Origin of the sequence: Parasedimentitalea huanghaiensis (assembly GCF_009753675.1) — a bacterium.
Lineage (GTDB): Bacteria > Pseudomonadota > Alphaproteobacteria > Rhodobacterales > Rhodobacteraceae > Parasedimentitalea > Parasedimentitalea huanghaiensis.
The window spans coordinates 65,000-82,885 of record NZ_WQLV01000011.1 but is presented as its reverse complement, the minus strand read 5'-3'; the positions used below and the strand labels follow the sequence as shown (position 1 = coordinate 82,885).

Here is a 17,886-nt window from a genome sequence, read left to right as displayed (position 1 = left end):
CGTCCTGAAATAAGGGCGCGCGCCACTTCTTAGGTTGGGTCGACAGCATAGCAGCCAACGGTTGCTGTGCTGTCGGATCTATCATTGCCGTGGGGAGCCTTTGAAATCTTAGGCCGTCAGCCTTCATTGATGAGCCGCTATTCTGCGGCGCTGGAACTTGGGCTGCCACCTTCGAGGATGTTTCTAAGGCTGGTTCTGTGCGTGCGGGCCGTGCGGGTTATCTGAGGTTCGGTGATCACCTCGCGGGTGCCCATCCAAAAATTGATCCGATGCAGAACCGGTAGTCCGGACAAAGCTGACAATGGCACCGCTAACACCAGAGATAGCGCAATTGGCAGCAGCCATAGTGAGACCATGCCAGTTAGAATTCCTGCCCATAACGCAATGCCGCTGATGGTTTCCAGGGCATGACAGATTATCAGAGTACGCCAACTGTACTGCCCGCCATCCCGGGCTTGGGGTGCCCAGCCTCGTTGCAACCCCAGTGTTGTCCGGATTACGGCAATCATCTGCTGCACCATCAGAATAGGCGCATAGAGAATAGCCAACAGTATTTCAGACACAAAGGACAAGGCAAAGGGGCCAGCCCCGCCATAGTCAGCAAAGCGACTACCCGTTAGTGGCAGGGCTGCAATTGCTAGCAGTTTGGGGGCGAGGAGCATGGCGTAGATGAGCAGGATCACCAGCACATGGCGTGGCTCGCTCATATCTGGCCAGGATGGCATCAGGGGATTGGCCTCGCTGAAATAGGTCAGCACCGAGGCCTCTTCGCCCCGACCAATCAGGGCCCAGATCACCAGAAGGGCAAACCAAATAGGGGCCATAAGGTAACCAATCGCACCGTGCAGGAGGTGGAACCTGGAAATGGCTCGAAACCCGCGTGAACCCAACAGGTTCAAATGTTGTAAGTTTCCCTGGCACCAGCGGCGATCACGTTGGATGTGATCTATCAGCGTTGGCGGAGTTTCTTCGTATGATCCGCGAATGCGGGGCAGAAAACGAACTGACCAGCCCGCGCGACGTAAAAGTCCAGCCTCTACAAAATCATGGCTCATTATTAGTTTACTTCCACGACCTAACCGGCTGTGCAAATGGGGAAGACCAGCGCAGGCCGCAAATGCGCGGGTGCGGATGATGGCGTTGTGGCCCCAGTAATTGCCTTCATGCCCGACCCAACGCGCCAAGCCTTCTGCCAGTGCTGCGCCATGCACGCCGTTGGCAAATTGTTGCATTCGACCAAACACCGATTGTGCTCCGATCAGTTGTGGAAAGCTTTGGATCAACCCAGCGCCGGGATCCCGGGACAGTGCATTGGCCAATCTGGTGATCGCACGCCCGGTCATCAGGCTGTCTGCATCCAGCACCAGCATGGCCTCATACCCAGAGCCCCATCGACCAACCCAATCGGCAATATTGCCGACCTTACGGTCGGTGTTTTGATCGCGTCGGCGATAATACAGTTCGATCTCTGGTGGCAGCATTGCACGCAGCGCATTCACTGAAATCAACTCTTGCGCCGCAATTGCATCGTCGCGGGTGTCAGATAGGATGAACATGGCGTAATCATGTACGCCGCCACGCCTGCGCAGCTCTTCGAGCATGGTTTGGGCATTTCCCAGAACATACCACGGCACCTCGTTATAGACTGGCATTAACAATGCCACCTTCATCTTGGTGGCGGGGGCTAAGCGACGAGTCTTGGGGCGTTGAGACAGCGAGTACAGACCCAGCAACACCGTAGATACGGTGAAACAGATCCAGAAAAAATTAAACGCGATCAGCACCAGAAGCACGATTTCCAACTCTGAAAAGCCGCCATCTGCAAACCAGTCCTGCATGACCCAGGTCAGCAGGCCAGTGCCGAGCATGGCAGGAGAAAATGCCAGCAGACGCCACAGCGCGACAGACTGCGGAGCGTTTTGATCTGGCGCCGCACTGTCGTGAAAATGCGTAGCAAAATCCTGAGTGGGCATTGCAAGTGGCTGCTCAGGTGGCATCAGGGCTGGGCGGCTCATGTGGTCCACCTGTATAACCAAACCTCAGAGGCCGCGGCTCCGTTTTTGCGGAGCTGTGCCCGCAATTCCACCAGGGTTTTCTCCTCAGGTTCAAATGAAAACGCCAGCCTCAAGCCGCCTGTTTCGGGGTTGCGTTGCAATACCCCTTTGCTGGTATCCACATGTGGAGAGGAGATAAGAAGGTCGAATTCGTCAGGGTTGCCATCAAGCAAAGGGTGATCGGCAAAATCCAGTGTCACGATACGACCAGGTGTGCCAAAAACTCGCGCGCCAGCCGCAGTGTTAATCACGCGTGGCAAATGCAGGTCTGGTTCATGCCCCCAGTGAAGCCGGTAAGACAGATCCACTTGCGTTCCTGCGGCATAGGCCTCTCGCGGGCGCCAGTAGGCGACGATGTTGTCATAAATCTCCTGGTCCGCTGGAATTTCGACCAGGGTCACAGCGCCTTGGCCCCAGTTGCCCTTGGGTTCGACCCAAAGGCAGGGTCGCTTGTGGTAATTGGCCTCAAGGTCCGCGAAGTCGGAAAACTTACGGGACCTCTGCATCAGACCAAAGCCATACGGGTTCTCATCAACGAAGGATGAGATTTGCAAATGTTTGGGGTTGGCGAGCTGTCGCCATAAGACCTCGCCGTTGCCATTGTGGATCAACAAACCTTCGCTGTCGTGCACAGCAGGGCGAAAGTCGTCAAAATGGTTACGGTTGGTCTGGTCAAACAGGAACATAGAAGTCAGAGGCCCCAATCCTACATGGGTCAGCTCATTGCGGGCAAACAGGGTTGCCTCGACATCCATTGTGCAGTTTTCGCCTGGCAGGATGTCAAACCGGTAGGCCCCGCTTACCGACGGGCTGTCCATCAGTGCGTGAAGCACAATGTTTCGCTGGCCGGGGGCAGGGGTTTCCAGCCAGAATTCGATGAATTCCGGGAACTCCTCTCCCATTGGGTCACCGGTTTTAAGGGCCAACCCGCGGGCGGACAATCCGTAGGTATTGGCGAGACCAATAGCTCTAAAATAGCTGGCCCCCTGAAACACGCAAAACTCGTTTTTTAGTCCGGGCTGGTCAAGCTCCGTACGCAAGCGAAGGCCTGAGTAACCCAGATTTCCCTTCTCGCTTAAGTCCGGCGCCTTGTCGGTTTTGTCGAATAGCGACAGGTCAAATGGCACCAGTTCAGAGGTATTGTTATCCACCGTATTGATCTGGACCGCGCGTGGGAAATACAGCCCCGGCAGGAAAAAATCGACATTATAGCTGCTTGGGGTACCCGCCCACAGGGCGTCACTGTTGCGGAACCATCTTGTCTGATAATCCTGATAAGAAATATCAAGCCAGTCCTGAGGAACCTTAGCCCGTGGCGCATAGCTGCGGGTGGCCAGTTCACGAGCAAGCGCGGTCACTGTGTCGCGTGAAAATGCCGGAATTCCCGTGGCATGGGCAGGCATTGCCAAGACAGATGTGCTGGCTAGAGCAGCAGCTAGAAACGAGCGGCGTGACAACGGGGTCATCGCTTTGCCCTCCAGGGTTGAGACTTGAACCAAGCAGCGGCAAAAGCGACTAAAATAATCAGACCATATCCAAGCAAGTTCGCAATGGCGGTGGTGGTGATCGTGCGATCCGTCTGATCCAGCGCGAAACCGATCAGACGGGCTAATGCCATCGAGAACACAAACACGGCCAGAGACTGTTGACCAACCTTGGTGATCAGTTTGAGCAACACAGCCCAGATCCGGGCCCCAAGGGAGTGACCAGACGCGATCAAGCGCTTGCCTCCGTCGCCAGCAATAACCCAGCCCAGATAGGCCAACGATAAAAAGTGGATAAACCGCAGAAGACCGAAATCGCTTTTGTTGCGCCATTCGCTGGTCAGTGACCAGACCGGGCGGATTGTATCTGCCAGATCTTGATTCCAGACTTCAACCCAGCGGAATACTTTCCAGGCACCAAACGGGGCCGAGAACACCACAAAACATATGGCCGCAGTAATGAGAAATTTGGTCACAGGCGGCTTGGGTAGCCAACCTTTCATGAAGGCAAAGCCAGTGAAGAACAGCAGCTGCCAACCAAATGGATTGAAAAACCATTTACGATCAGACCAGGGTTCAGCAGGCAAGGACAGCCCGTCTGGGCCCAGCCCAATGACGTAGGGATTGGCCGCCAGCCAGATCGCGATTGAGGTTGCAGCCACTGCCCATAGGCTAATTTTCTCCATAGCCATCAACAGTGGCATCAACCCCAGGACCACCAGATACATCGGTAGAATGTCAAAATAGTTCGGCACGTAGGTCAAGGTGAACAGCCCCACGAGTTGGGGCATCGTGTCTTTGAAGAAATGTCCAAGGTTTAGTGAATTGACATAGTTTTTCTCAAACCCGCCATAGGTATCCAGCGCTGCCATCATCATGGCAATAAGGAAAAACAACCCGATATGGGCCCAAAATACTTGCCAGACACGGAAACCAACACGGGCAGATCCCATCAACCAACCACGCCGGGAATAGGACCCGCCGAAAGCAATTGCAGAGGCCATACCTGAGCAAAACACAAAAATCTCGGTGGCATCAGAGAAACCAAACCGGGCCGGAATCCACCCGGTCCAGCGGTTGCCGGGGATATGGGCAGTCAGAATGATGAACATCGCGATGCCGCGATAAAAATCGAGTCTTGGATCGCGACTTCGAGTGGGGGTTTGTACCGGCGCCGCTGCCTGATTGGCGGCTGCGCTGGGCAGAGAGGTAACCTGAAGGTCTGGCTGAGGCAGTGGAGGGGCCATCTGAATTACATGCCTTTCAAATTATTCTGCAGGCATGCTGTGTGCACTATCAGTGCCACGACCTGCGGTAATCAAATTCCGTCGTGCCAATGCGTAATTGTCCTCAGCACCACCTCGTTTTGCACGGCGGTCATCCAAGAGTGTTTCAACTGCGTCCAGTCGTCCGGCGCGCAGGCCTGCGTCAATTGTGATGCGTTCAAACACATCACGTTGGGCATGGCTACCCCCAGCCAGCTGTAGCGACCCGTGGGCGCCAGATAGATGGTTGAAAGCACCGTTATAATCACCGTCCCCAAAGGCTTCGAGGCCAGACGCCATTGCGCACCCTGGGTCCGCCATGCGTTGTCCCATGTCGTCGGGACGGTTTTGCGCATCCGCATGGATACGCTTCACCAGTCGGTTGGTGGCGCTTTGCTGGTCGTGACCGACCAGCGCCAACAGATAATGCAGATCAGCAAATATCAAGCAGCCGTCCTCGGTTCGGTTGGCCGAAAGTTCTGACAGTTCTTCCCAACGGTTGCCGACGTTTATTCCGTCAAGTTGCAATCGCATCAGAAGTGAGGTGGCATTGGAAATGTCGCGATAGTCGTCGGTTTTGTCTTTGCGCACTTCGTGATCATACAGGTCAAACACATGGTCAAACTGGCCCAAATCCAGATGCATCAGCGCCTTATGCCACCAGACGTGGTAGCGAAAATTGTTGCAGTGCGCCCAGGCCGCTTCTCGCCCTTGCAGCCATTCCAGCCCAGCTGAGGCATTGCCAGTCATGTCATGTACATGCGCAACTGCATGTAATCCCCATGCGTCATCAGGTGCCATCCACAGCGCCTGTCGCCCAGCAATCCCAGCTTTTTCATACGATCCGGTTTCTTCCAGAGCAAAGGCGTGACATCCGAGCAGATACCCCCGTCCGGGGTGTTCTGGGGCATATGACGGCATGACCCGTTCAATGGAACGCCGCATGCCCGCTGCATCGCCAAGGATAAACCGGATCGAATGGCTCAATTTCATAGCCAGCGCATCTTCGGGGTGGTTGCGAAGTACGTGTTCCATTTTGGCGATGGCGCCCGAAGGCCGCCCGGACAGCCAGATTTCTAACGCTTCGATATACAGTCGTTCACGGGGGAGGGCACTATCATAACCTGCTTTAGCTGCGGTAAGAGCCTCTTGTGCTATGCTGATTAACTCTGAGCGCCCTAACAGCAAATAGAACATACCCTTGCAGGCCTGACCCAAGGCAAACCCTGGCTCTGCGGACAATAGGGCCATTAGATGTGTCGGCGTTGCGGCCGCATGGGCAAGAACCCCCATCTGCACGGAATTCCAGTCGCGAAGTGCAGACTGTTCTGTCAGGCTGGTGTCTTGTCCAAAGATATCTTGCATCATAATGGGTCCCATCTTTGCGAATACAGGTTTTGCTATTGTTTGAGAGAACTTTAAATCATGGCTGTGCTGCCGGCGACGCCCGCTCTCGCATTGGTGAAGGGGCGTGTGTATCTGCACCGAAATTGTTGCGGTTTATGTCAATGATAAGGGGTTTTACGCCAAAGCCGCGCCCCCTTACTGCATTTGCGTGCAGGCAGGGACGCGGCTTTGTTCATTTCTGTAACACTTGACCTGTTAAAATGTGACAGGCTGTTTGGGCTTAGATATCAAACGGACTTTCAGAAGACAGAATCTCGTCGCTGTCAGCGCCACAGCACTTCGGCGCATACCGATAGGTCACTGGGGTTCGCGAGAGCTTCAGCGGATTACCAATTAAATGTACGGGTCCAGCATCCGATTGCATTTCAATTTTCATACCGCGTGCTGCCACTTGATCCGAACTAAAGAGTGTCTCTAAATCCTGTACCGGTCCGGCAGGAACTTTGCGGGCTTCCATCGCAGTGATCATGTCTTGAGTTGTGTGGCGTTGTACGGCCGGGATCAAAACATCATCCAGCGCCAACCGATGTTCGAGCCGGGCCGGATTGGTTGCAAACCGAGGATCACCGGCCAACCCTTGAAGACCTAGAAATTCGAGGAACCGGCCAAACTGGCTGTCGTTTCCCACTGCCAGAATCACGTGACCATCAGCGGTCTGGTAAACTCCGTAGGGCACGATGTTTGGGTGACCGTTACCACGTCGTTGAGGCAGATCCCCTGAAGTCAAATAGTTGACGCCTTCGTTGATTAGCCAGGCAATCTGACTGTCCACCAACGCAATATCAACCTGCTGACCTTCGCCGGTTTGATCTTGGTGACGTAAGGCTGCAAGGATGCCAACGGTTGCATACATGCCGCACATCACATCCGCGATGCCTACACCAACCTTCATCGGTTCGCCCTTAGGCTCTCCAGTGAGTGACATGAGCCCGCCATACCCCTGCGCCATAAGATCGTAGCCAGGTTTATGGGAGTGCGGACCGGTCTGGCCGTATCCTGAAATTGAACAATAGATCAGCCGGGGAAATTCACCTTTGAGGCTATCATAATCCAAGCCGTATTTCTTCAACCCGCCGGGTTTGAAGTTTTCGATCAGTATGTCCGCTTGTGCGGCCAGCTTTCGGATGAACTGCTGCCCATCCGCACTGGCAATATCAATGGCCACAGATCGTTTGTTACGGTTGGCAGACATGAAATAGGCCGACATATCCGTGTCGTTGCCATCTTTATCCATTACATAGGGCGGGCCCCACTGGCGGGTGTCGTCACCGCCGGATTTTGGGTTTTCCACTTTGATCACCGTCGCACCAAGATCTCCCAGCAGTTGGGTGCAGGTTGGCCCAGCCAAAATACGCGACAGATCAAGGACCTTGATCCCGTGCAGTGCGCCATGAGGCAAGAGTTCAGATCCGGCCATCATAGCCTCCAGGTTCGATTTCTGCTGCAATTACAGTAAAGTGCTGCGCAGTCATGGCATCAGTCAAAGCTGCGCGCAACTCTTTGCGATTGCGTACCGTGACACCGTTACCGCCAAAGGCCCGTCCCATAGCTGCAAAGTCGTGACGACCAAAATCCACTGCTGCATTGGCCATTTGTCGTTGACGTTGTTTCAACTCAATCAGCGCAAGGCTGGCGTCGACAAAGACCAGAAAAATGGGTGCGATCTGCATTTCTGCTGCAGTGGCCAGCTCACCCGCCACCATCAGGAAACCAGCATCACCGGAAAAACTGATGACAGGCCTATCGGGCTGCGCCAGTTTGCGGCCAATGGCCATCGGCACTGCGCAGCCCATGGTGCACAGGCCGGAAGATTGTATCAATCCGCGCGGTTCTTCACAGTCCCACATTTGCGACAGAAGGATACGGTGGGCACCGCTGTCTGCAGTGGCCAGTGTCCCCTTCGGCAACACCGCACGGGATTCTGCGATGACGGCAGCTGGCCCCCAATTATCATCCTGAGGGAAAGCCTTTTTCAACGCGGCCTTGGCGGCTTCGGGCTGACCATCATCCCGAATAGCATGTGTCGTCGTTCCCGCGCCTAGCGCGGTTAGTGTGGGGGAGATGGCCGTGACAAAACTCAGCTGCGCCTGATGCATGTAGTGCAGGTTAGGCTCTGGGGTAATGTCGATGACGTTTTGCCGGGTTAAGTCCCAGACATCGCGCCAGCCGGGGCGCATTTCTATTGGGTCATAGCCAATACAAACCACCAGATCGGCATCATGCAGAAGGGGCAGAAGGTGGGTGTCGGCCAAAGGCGACAAGCCCGCTCCCCCCAAGCATAAGGCGTGGTCCTCGGGCAGGATACCCTTGGCCTTGTAGGTTGTGATAAAAGGAATCTGGAAGGTTTCCAGAAACGATTTGATTGCGTCGCCAGCATTTTCTTGCAACGCGTCCAGGCCAATAATAGCAATAGGTCGTTTGCTGCCGGATAGCCAATCACGCGCCTGCGCTAAGGCCGCGCTGTCTGGCACAGTAGCTCTTGCAGGCGCGCGGCGAATGCCGCCGTCTGTGGCGGGGGCATCGGCAACAGATATTGGGACATCAATATGAACGGGTCCGTTACGCGGGGTTGTTGCAATAGCAACGGCCTTGTCTGCGATCAAATCTGCGGCTTCGGCGTTGAGCCGAAACGTGGCCTTGGTGATCGGAGCAAACACGGCTTGATGGTCAAGCACCTGATGGGTGTAGTTGAGCTCTTCAGCGGCATCGACACATCCGGTCAGCACCAGCATTGGCACCCGGTCCTGATGAGCATTGGCAACCACATTGACACCGTTCAGCGCACCAGGGCCAAGGGTGGCAACCAAAATGGCTGGGGCACCATCACTGTGATGGACCGCTTCGCCCATAAATCCGGCGCAGTTTTCGTGTTTGGCCAAGTGGAACGTGATGCCAGCCGCTTGCAATGCATCCACAAGTGTTAGTACCTCACCTCCTGGCATTCCAAAGGCGTGACGGCAACCGGCTTGATACAGCCGCCGGGCCAAAACATCCGCTGCGCGGGTGGGGGTGGTCATTATGCGCTCTCCGTTGTTCGCTAGGGTGCGAGATTGCGGAGTAGCGACTTAGGTGCAAGCCCAATCACGTCAGTGTGACCAAATGTATGCATCGAAACGACATGGACCGGGCTTGTGTCGTGCGACATTTGTCGCTGGTTATGGTTCGTTATTCGACCGCTTGCTGAGTGATTGTGCTAAATTTTTGGTCCAGTTCATTTGCCAAAGTAACCAACTCAATACCACCTTCGCTGAAGTAGGGTGAAAAGACATGGCTGGGCATCTTGTAAGATAGGGTTGCATGGCCGTCAGTCTCTTCTGTGACATAAAGACGGATTGGGGCCTCAATCATGGCAGCCGTAGATGTGGCAAGGACCCTAACCGCAAAATCATTGTTGAAAATGCCAATGACCCGGTTACCCGGGATGGCTATTCCGCGATTTGCGGCGGCTTTGGTTGGACCTGCCTGAGTGACTATGCCCATGCCGTTTGATTTGGAGGCGGTTTTCACGTCGTCAATCAGTTGGCTATACGTTTTGGTGGTTTCCAGGACCACCCAACCCTCACGCGGTCGGAGATTGCCAGCCAAAGACCCGCTGGCAACAGCGCAAAGGAGCACTGTGGGTAAAAGGAATTTCAGGTTCATGGTGTAACTCCGAATAAGTCTTGCCATTTTATACAAAAAAGCAGGCCGCTTGGGTCACACATGCGTGTGGGGGCGTGAAGTCATAGACTGGGATTTTAGCTGGTTAGCTTAAAGCCTTCAATGAGCTGACGCAGGCCAATTGCAGCGCCGACGAAAATTGCCAGAAAGGTGACTGGTGCAGATATCGACAGTACCGAAAATGCAGATAACCCCTGTCCAATTGTACAGCCCATGGCGACCACCGCACCAACGCCCATGATAGCGGCCCCGATGATCTGGCGGCGTAACTCACGCGGATCATCGCAGGCTTCCCAGCGAAAATGGCCTTTGATCAATGATCCGACGAAGGCGCCAACCCAAACTCCTACGACCGATCCAACCGCAAAGGACAACGGTCGCAGGCTGCCGGTCATGGTCCATAAGATGGTTTCGCCCAATGGGGCTGAAAAAGAATGTGAGACAACCGGCAGCGCATCAAACCCGTTCAGGTGTATGTAATAACTGCCAGCCCAACCCGTAACGACGGCAACCCCAACAACGACCGACCAGAATATCGCGCTATAATCTTGGCGAAATTCAGCATTTGAGAGAGCGGCGATGACAATTACAAAACCGGCGCTGATACCAAGCCCGGCCAAAGGTAAACCGGTCAAGGTTGCCACATGGTGGATCAGGCCCGGCGGCAACTCAGACGTGACGGCTTCTTGCAAGAATAGGTAATTGCGCAGCGGTGCCAAAGGGCCGGCTAAAGCAACATAGGTGGAAACGCCCATCACCAATACAATGACAAAGCTGCGGAGATCTCCTCCGCCCAGCCGGGCAATCGCGCCATATCCACAGTTGCCGGACAGCGCCATGCCGTAGCCGAACATCAGACCACCCAAGATCGAGGCGGCAGGCATCCAGCGGATCGACAGGTAGAAAGTTTCAGTTTCGTCCAGCAGTCCTTGACTGATCAAGGAAAAGCTGCCGATTACGGCCACACCAATCGCCAGGACCCACATTCGCATACGTAGACTGGATCCGCCGTATAACAGATCTTCGATCGCACCAAGAGTGCAGAACCGTCCCAGTCGAGCTGCAAGACCCAGCAAAAGGCCGCCGATCAAACCAATAATGGCAACGGTTTGACTGTCAGTCAGGAAATCCAGCATGGACGGGGTCCCCCAGTAGGTGCCAAAATCATATCCAAGCACATAGTGCATTTTTTGAATGTTTGTTTGCAAGGTAGAGTTTTGGTGGATGACAGAATTTATGTCGGCCGCAGACAGGTCAGGGCCCTAATTGGTGATCAATTCCCCCAATTTAGCGGATTGTCTATTCAGGCAATCCAGCCCGGAGGGTGGAACAACCGCAGTTTTCGACTTGGTGATAGTTATGTGGTACGTGTGCCGTCCGCGAAGCGATATGAACCGCAGATCAAACGTGAAAAACTGGGGCTATGTCGGCTGACTTCCCAACCATCGGTTCAGTTGCCAAATTTTTACGCTATGGGGCGGCAGGGTATGGATATCCCTATTCGTGTTCCATTTTGCATTGGGTGGAAGGTGCCCCAATTGACGCTACCGCGTTGATTACAGATCCGATCTTAGCGCGCGATCTTGGCCAGTATCTCGGTAAGCTGCAGCAGAGCCCTACACTAACTGGTCTGCTGCCCGGAGTTGAAAACTTTTACCGTGGCGGAGATCTGCGAGTTTACGAAACTGAGACCCTGTCGGCCTTGAAACAACTTAAGACACAGTGTCAGGGCAGCTTATTACGGATCTGGGAGCAAGCCTTGACTAGCACTTGGCAGTCCCCACCTGTTTGGGTGCATGGAGATATAGCTCCCAGGAATTTGCTGACTACGAACGGGCGCTTGTCTGGCGTGATTGACTTCGGGTTGGTGGCGGTAGGTGATCCAGCTTGTGATCTGGTGATTGCCTGGACGCATCTGGACAAAACTTGCCGCAAAGAGTTTGCATCGGCTTTACCACTGGGGTTGGATTGCTGGCAGCGCGCTATGGGGTGGGCATTGTGGAACGCTGCGATTGTTCTGGCTGGGGAGGCCGCCCCTGCGGAGCAGACGGCTGTGGCCAAACGGGTTCTGGATCTGCTGGCCGAGGATCAGTCGTTTTTGCAGAACAATTCATAGACCACTTCAAGAATGCGCCGAGGGCGTTCATCTGCCAGCCGATAGTAAATCACTTTGCCGTCGCGGCGGGGAATCACCAATCCCTCGAGTCGCAACCGCGACAGTTGCTGCGATACGGCGGCCTGACGGGCTGACAGTAAATCTTCCAACTCGGTGACTGATTTCTCGCCTGTTACCAGATGGCACAGGATCATCAGGCGGCCTTCATGGCTGATCGCCTTCAAAAAATTGGAGGCCAGTGTTGCATTATCGACCATGGCGTCCAATTCGTCCGAAGCCATATCAGAGGAAAACTGAGGTAGTGCCATCTGTGTCTTCTCCTTATCTGGGCTCGCACTCGCCGTCAGACATGCGAAACGGTGCCATTAGCTGCCGGGATCCTTGGGTGTTGCATCCTCTGCAACATACCCGGCATGCTTACTTAACAACTGAGCGATCACCGGCCAAAAGAAATCTTCGCCTGGATAGCCTTCCAACCGGCCAATTTCACGTTGATCTTCAATAATCAAGAACGTTGGGGTGAAGTTAACTCGGCGTGCAACGTCTAGTTCACCGGGCAGATCACGCAGATCTACCCGCCGCAGTGGCGCAAAGCGGCCTTCACTGGTTTTGGGATAGATTGGGCCGATTTCCTCGTCCCAGCGTGCGCACCATTCACAGTTAGGCTGTTCTACCATCACCAATTCCGCGGCTTGAACGGGTAGGGTAAGCAGTATCCCAGCAGCCATTGCGGCGGTAAATGCTCGACGGGTGGTCGAGAGAACATTTGGAAAGACCATAGTCCACCTGTTGTCGTTTGTGGTTGCGCATTCCATGATGTAATTTGAATATGTGAATAATGCAAGCTGCCTCACGTCTCTGTTGGGTGGTCATTAGAGGAAACCCCGCATGCTGGAAATTACGCTGCTTGGCGCATTGTTCGCTGGTTTACTCAGCTTTTTTACGCCCTGCGTGCTGCCAATGGTCCCGTTCTACCTGTCTTATATGGGGGGGCTTACAGTGGGAGAGCTGCGTGATGATGGTGGGATAGTGCCTGGGGCCCAGCGGCGGTTATTGGTGTCGGCGATTAGCTTTGCGGCAGGTGTTACCAGTGTCTTTATGCTGCTGGGGATGGGGGCCACTGCACTGGGCCAGTTGTTTGGACAGTACTTAGATTCGTTGTCTTATGTGGCTGCTGCAATCCTGTTGATATTTGGTCTCCACTTTCTGGGCGTGATTCAAGTGCCGATGCTGTACCGAGAGGCGCGTCTTGAGAGTCGCATTCAGGCCACAACGGTTGGTGGGGCCTATATGATGGGATTGGCGTTTGGCTTTGGTTGGACGCCCTGTGTGGGGCCTGCATTGGCGGCAATCTTGATGATTGCATCAGGGCTGGGTGATATCTGGCGTGGCGCCCTGCTGCTGATGGTCTATGGAATCGGAATGACCTTTCCCTTTGTTCTGGCAGCGTTGTTCGCGCGACCATTTCTAGCCTGGGCGTCCCGTCATCGCAGCTTGGTCGTCATGGTGGAAAAGGCGATGGGCGCGATGCTGATTCTCTTTGCGGCGCTTATTGCTACTGGTGGCGTTCAATGGATTGCTTATGCCTTACTGGGCTGGCTGCCGGGGGCTTCCGCGCTGGGTTGAGCACAGTTCCGTCGCGTTACTGTTACCAGCGTTGATGTTTTTGTGAACAGTTCGAACCAATTCGAATTTGTGAATTTGTTGTTGCCTTCTAGCCTATCGGTAGCCTACGGTATGCAAAGCTAAGCACGTCAGACAGCGTGGCAGCTAACGGGAGGAACTATGAAACTTACATCTCTGACTTTGGCTGCGGCCCTTATTGGCGGCGCAGCACTGGCCGGCGAAGTAGCGCCGAAAGACGTTCAGTACGACGAATCTGGTGCGGTTGCAGCGTCGCTGACCGGCGGAGCTGGCGATGCCATAAATGGCGCCATGCTTGCAGGCACCAAATCCAAAGGCAACTGCGTAGCATGCCATGCCATCACCGCATTGGCTGATGTGCCATTCCACGGTGAAGTAGGCCCCTCGCTTGACGGTGCTGGAGAGCGCTGGAGCGAAGCGGAGCTGCGTGGTTTGCTAACCGATGCCAAAATGACATTCGACGGTACTGTGATGCCTGCATTCTACAAGGTGGATGGCTTCACCCGTCCAGGCAACGCTTATACCGGCAAAGCTGCTGAAGAGGCGCTGACGCCGATCCTGTCGGCGCAGGAGATCGAAGATGTCATCGCCTTTTTGGCGACACTAAAAGAAGAGTGATGCACTAGGGGTCCCCCTACAGCCTCTAATATTTCCAAAGGAGAGAGAATATGGAATTCTCACGTCGCGACACCCTGGCTCTGGGCCTGGGCGCAGCGGTTGTTACCGTGCTGCCATTCAGCGTTAATGCTGCAGCCGATGACGTCATCGCCACCTTCACCGGTGGTGCTGATATGGGTGATGCCGGTATCGATTTGACCGCACCTGAAATCGCAGAAAACGGCAACACTGTTCCCGTTGAAGTCAGCGCACCAGGCGCCAGCGCCATCTTGCTGGTCGCAACTGGTAACCCAACACCGGGCGTTGCTCAGTTCAATTTCGGTCCTTTGGCCGGTTCGCAATCAGCCTCTACCCGGATCCGTCTGGCCGGTACTCAGGATGTTGTTGCAATCGCCAAATTGGCAGATGGCTCTTTTGCCAAAGCCAGCTCGACCGTGAAAGTGACCATTGGGGGCTGTGGCGGCTGATCGCTGTCCAGTCACAGATCCCGAATTAAGGAGAATTAGATATGGCATCCGGTGTAAAACCCCGCGTCAAGGTCCCCAAAAAGGCCGCAGCTGGTGATGTTATCACCATCAAGTCCCTGATCAGCCACAAAATGGAAAGTGGTCAGCGCAAGGACAAAGAGGGCAACCTCATCCCGCGTTCGATCATCAACCGTTTCACGGTTGAATTTAACGGTCAGTCTGTTCTGGACATGACTATGGAACCGGCAATTTCGACCAACCCATACGTTCAGTTCGAGGCAACAGTGCCTGAGGCCGGTGACTTTGTGTTCACTTGGTATGACGATGACGGATCGGTCTACGACACTACGAAATCTGTCGCAATCGGCTGATTTCGCGGCTCAGGGAGGACTACGTATATGACAAAGCCAATGGGGAAAACCCTCACAGCCATCACTCTGGCAGCCGTTGCTTTCGGCTCAGTTGCCAGCGCAGACGAGACCGCCGAACTGGTTGTCAATGGTGACCTGAATATGGTCACCCGCACAGCTGCACCGGCGCACCTGTCCGATGTTCTGGACGAAATCAACTCGGGCTGGCTCTACCGTAAGGATGAGACCCAGTCGTTGCAGACTGACGATTTCGACAATCCGGGCATGATCTTTGTTGATCTGGCGCAGGACGAGTGGGACACTGTTGAAGGAACCGAAGACAAATCCTGTGCGTCGTGCCACGACGATGTCGAAGACTCGATGAAAGGTGTCCGCGCCGTCTATCCCAAGTGGAACGAAACCGCCGGCGAAGTTCGTACACTGGCCATGCAGATCAACGACTGCCGTGTGAACCAGATGGGTGCTGACAAATGGAAGTACACTGGTGGCGATATGGCAGGTATGGAGGCGCTGATCTCAGTTCAATCACGCGGGATGCCGGTTGATGTTGCTATCGATGGCCCTGCTCAGTCGACTTGGGAAGAGGGTAAAGAGATGTACTATACCCGTACTGGTCAGCTAGACCTGTCCTGCGCCAACTGTCACGAGGAAAACTATGGCAACATGATCCGCGCCGACCACTTGTCGCAGGGTCAGATCAACGGTTTCCCAACCTACCGTTTGAAAAATGCCAAGCTGAACACCTCGCATGCTCGCTTTAAGGGCTGTGTCCGTGATACACGTGCAGAAACATACAAACCTGGTTCTTCTGAGTTTGTTGCCCTTGAGCTCTATGTCGCTTCACGCGGCAATGGTCTCTCGGTCGAAGCACCAGCGGTCCGCAACTAAACACCTTACCCCGCGTTCCAATTTGGGATGCGGGGTATCCTCCTCTTATCAATATTCACACATGCGAATATGTAGCTTGTGTTAAAGTGAAGGCAGATCCCCATGATCTCACGTCGTGATTTTCTTCAGGTCTCAATGGCGGCTTCGGCCATGGTTGGTGCATCGGGCTTTGGCAATTGGTCACGCCTGGCGGCGCAACAATCGCTGACACAGGATCAATTGCTTCAGTTTGACACCTACGGCAACGTTAGCCTGATCCATGTCACAGACATACACGGTCAGCTCAACCCGATTTATTTCCGCGAGCCATCGGTCAACCTGGGGATCGGGGCCGCCAATGGTCAGATGCCACATATTACGGGTGCTGATTTCCGCAAAGCCTATGGAATCGCCGATGGGTCCCCTTCGGCCTATGCGCTGACTTATGACGACTTTTCCGCATTGGCACAGTCCTATGGTCGTGTTGGAGGGCTGGATCGCGTCTCAACCGTTATCAACTCAATCCGGGCGGAACGGCCTGACGCATTGTTGTTAGACGGTGGTGACACATGGCACGGCTCCTATACTTGTTACAAAACCGAAGGCCAGGACATGGTCAACGTGATGAACGCGCTTAAGCCAGACGCAATGACCTTTCACTGGGAATTCACGCTGGGGTCCGAGCGGGTCAACCAGATTGTCGAAGAGCTGCCGTTTGTCGCATTGGGGCAAAATATCTTTGATGCCGAGTGGGATGAACCAGCCGAGCTGTTCAAGCCTTACAAATTCTATGAGACTGGCGGTGTGAAGGTTGCGGTGATTGGTCAGGCCTTCCCCTATATGCCAATTGCCAATCCCGGTTGGATGTTCCCGGAATACTCGTTTGGTATCCGTGATGAAAACATGCAGAAAATGGTCGATGAGGTCCGTGCCAAAGGGGCTGAATGTGTCGTGGTGCTGTCGCACAACGGCTTTGACGTCGATAAAAAAATGGCAGGCATTGTCAGCGGTATTGATGTGATTCTGTCAGGCCATACCCATGACGCGTTGCCTGAGCCGGTGCTGGTTGGTCAAACCGTGATTGTGGCCTCTGGCTCCAATGGTAAATTCGTATCCCGCGTTGATCTCGACATTCGCGATGGCAAGATGATGGGCTATAAACACAAGCTGATCCCTATTTTTGCAGATGTCATTGCGCCAGATGCCACCGTAACCAAATTGATCGAAGAGCAGCGGGCGCCTTACTCGGCCGACCTGGAAGAGGTGATTGGCCATACGGACGATGACTCGCTGCTGTATCGTCGCGGCAACTTCAATGGCACATGGGACGACCTGATCTGTGATGCGCTGATGTCCGAACGTGAGGCCGATATTGCCATGTCGCCCGGCGTACGCTGGGGGCCATCGATCCTGCCGGGACAGGCGATCACACGCGAGGACATCTTTAACGTCACGTCGATGTCTTATGGCAAGGCCTATCGCACCGAAATGACCGGTGAGTTTATTCATGTCATTTTGGAAGACGTGGCTGACAACCTGTTCAATCCGGATCCTTATTACCAGCAGGGTGGCGATATGGTCCGTGTAGGTGGTCTTGGTTATCGCATTGATGTGACTAAGCCACAGGGCGATCGCATCACCGAGATGACGCTGCTGAAAACCGGTGAAAAAATTGACCCATCCAAGACCTACACCGTAGCGGGCTGGGCCAGCGTTAACGAAGATACTGAAGGTCCCCAGATTTGGGATGTGGTTGAAAACCACATCAAGAAACTCGGCACCATTTCAACTGTTCCCAATACCTCGGTTCAAGTCGAAGGCATCTAACCTCACTTTGGCCGGGATGCGGTGCCGCGTCTCGGTCAGTCAGTGATTTTTTTTACCCATACGAATTCACACATGTGAATTTGTCTCTAAACTTAGGAGGCCATCA

The 17,886-nt window shown here is 54.3% G+C and carries 17 protein-coding genes; 7 read left to right on the top strand and 10 right to left on the bottom strand.

What is annotated here, in order from left to right; all coding sequences use genetic code 11:
- Nucleotides 1-137 precede the first annotated feature (137 nt).
- The 8 genes from mdoH to GO984_RS16740 form a co-directional block, all read right to left on the bottom strand.
- The gene (gene mdoH / locus GO984_RS16775) at nt 138-2,015 is read right to left on the bottom strand and encodes a glucans biosynthesis glucosyltransferase MdoH (RefSeq protein ID WP_157023767.1); all 1,878 of its coding nucleotides are present in this window, start codon (nt 2,013-2,015) and stop codon (nt 138-140) included.
- On the bottom strand, nt 2,012-3,520 hold the full coding sequence (locus GO984_RS16770; protein WP_157023766.1) for an OpgD/OpgG family glucan biosynthesis protein: 1,509 nt from the start codon (nt 3,518-3,520) through the stop codon (nt 2,012-2,014). The genes mdoH and GO984_RS16770 overlap by 4 nt, the downstream gene beginning before the upstream one ends.
- A complete protein-coding gene (locus tag GO984_RS16765) occupies nt 3,517-4,785 on the bottom strand; it encodes an OpgC family protein (protein WP_157023765.1) in 1,269 nt (422 codons plus the stop codon). The genes GO984_RS16770 and GO984_RS16765 overlap by 4 nt, the downstream gene beginning before the upstream one ends.
- 21 nt (nt 4,786-4,806) lie before the next feature.
- Nucleotides 4,807-6,171, bottom strand: a complete 1,365-nt coding sequence (locus GO984_RS16760) for a tetratricopeptide repeat protein (RefSeq protein WP_157023764.1) — start codon at nt 6,169-6,171, stop codon at nt 4,807-4,809.
- Nucleotides 6,172-6,430: 259 nt separating this feature from the next.
- Nucleotides 6,431-7,627, bottom strand: a complete 1,197-nt coding sequence (locus GO984_RS16755) for a CaiB/BaiF CoA transferase family protein (RefSeq protein WP_157023815.1) — start codon at nt 7,625-7,627, stop codon at nt 6,431-6,433.
- The gene (locus GO984_RS16750) at nt 7,614-9,227 is read right to left on the bottom strand and encodes a thiamine pyrophosphate-binding protein (protein WP_157023763.1); all 1,614 of its coding nucleotides are present in this window, start codon (nt 9,225-9,227) and stop codon (nt 7,614-7,616) included. Before GO984_RS16750 ends, GO984_RS16755 begins: the two co-directional genes overlap by 14 nt.
- A gap of 148 nt (nt 9,228-9,375) precedes the next feature.
- Complete coding sequence (locus GO984_RS16745) at nt 9,376-9,852, bottom strand: DUF302 domain-containing protein (RefSeq protein WP_157023762.1); 477 nt, start codon at nt 9,850-9,852, stop codon at nt 9,376-9,378.
- A gap of 95 nt (nt 9,853-9,947) precedes the next feature.
- Entirely contained in the window at nt 9,948-11,006 is a 1,059-nt protein-coding gene (locus tag GO984_RS16740; protein ID WP_157023814.1) for a YeeE/YedE family protein, read from the bottom strand.
- A gap of 287 nt (nt 11,007-11,293) precedes the next feature.
- On the opposite strand from GO984_RS16740, the gene GO984_RS16735 reads away from it, so the two are divergent.
- Nucleotides 11,294-11,986, top strand: coding sequence for a phosphotransferase (locus GO984_RS16735; protein ID WP_157023761.1), 693 nt, complete (start codon nt 11,294-11,296; stop codon nt 11,984-11,986).
- Here the strand turns inward: GO984_RS16735 and GO984_RS16730 are convergent.
- Together GO984_RS16730 and GO984_RS16725 are read right to left on the bottom strand one after the other, a co-directional pair.
- The gene (locus tag GO984_RS16730) at nt 11,959-12,294 is read right to left on the bottom strand and encodes an ArsR/SmtB family transcription factor (protein WP_138164134.1); all 336 of its coding nucleotides are present in this window, start codon (nt 12,292-12,294) and stop codon (nt 11,959-11,961) included. The two genes, GO984_RS16735 and GO984_RS16730, sit on opposite strands and share 28 nt — an antisense overlap.
- A 57-nt stretch (nt 12,295-12,351) precedes the next feature.
- The gene (locus GO984_RS16725) at nt 12,352-12,765 is read right to left on the bottom strand and encodes a hypothetical protein (protein ID WP_157023760.1); all 414 of its coding nucleotides are present in this window, start codon (nt 12,763-12,765) and stop codon (nt 12,352-12,354) included.
- A gap of 109 nt (nt 12,766-12,874) precedes the next feature.
- Between GO984_RS16725 and GO984_RS16720 the strand changes: the two genes are divergently transcribed.
- The 6 genes from GO984_RS16720 (at nt 12,875) to soxB (ending at nt 17,780) form a co-directional block, all read left to right on the top strand.
- Complete coding sequence (locus tag GO984_RS16720) at nt 12,875-13,612, top strand: cytochrome c biogenesis CcdA family protein (RefSeq protein ID WP_157023759.1); 738 nt, start codon at nt 12,875-12,877, stop codon at nt 13,610-13,612.
- 159 nt (nt 13,613-13,771) lie between these two features.
- Nucleotides 13,772-14,248: a sulfur oxidation c-type cytochrome SoxX gene (gene soxX / locus GO984_RS16715; RefSeq protein ID WP_157023758.1), complete on the top strand. Its 477-nt coding sequence runs from the start codon at nt 13,772-13,774 to the stop codon at nt 14,246-14,248.
- Between the two features lie 50 nt (nt 14,249-14,298).
- Nucleotides 14,299-14,715, top strand: coding sequence for a thiosulfate oxidation carrier protein SoxY (gene soxY / locus GO984_RS16710; protein WP_157023757.1), 417 nt, complete (start codon nt 14,299-14,301; stop codon nt 14,713-14,715).
- Between the two features lie 41 nt (nt 14,716-14,756).
- Nucleotides 14,757-15,086, top strand: a complete 330-nt coding sequence (soxZ, locus tag GO984_RS16705; RefSeq protein WP_138164139.1) for a thiosulfate oxidation carrier complex protein SoxZ — start codon at nt 14,757-14,759, stop codon at nt 15,084-15,086.
- A 27-nt stretch (nt 15,087-15,113) separates the two neighbouring features.
- Nucleotides 15,114-15,974 (top strand): sulfur oxidation c-type cytochrome SoxA, encoded by an 861-nt coding sequence (soxA, locus tag GO984_RS16700; RefSeq protein WP_425339657.1) that lies wholly within the window; start codon nt 15,114-15,116, stop codon nt 15,972-15,974.
- Between the two features lie 102 nt (nt 15,975-16,076).
- Nucleotides 16,077-17,780 carry a thiosulfohydrolase SoxB gene (gene soxB / locus GO984_RS16695; RefSeq protein WP_157023756.1) on the top strand — a complete coding sequence of 568 codons (1,704 nt, stop codon included), beginning with the start codon at nt 16,077-16,079 and terminating at the stop codon, nt 17,778-17,780.
- The last annotated feature ends 106 nt before the right edge of the window (nt 17,781-17,886 follow it).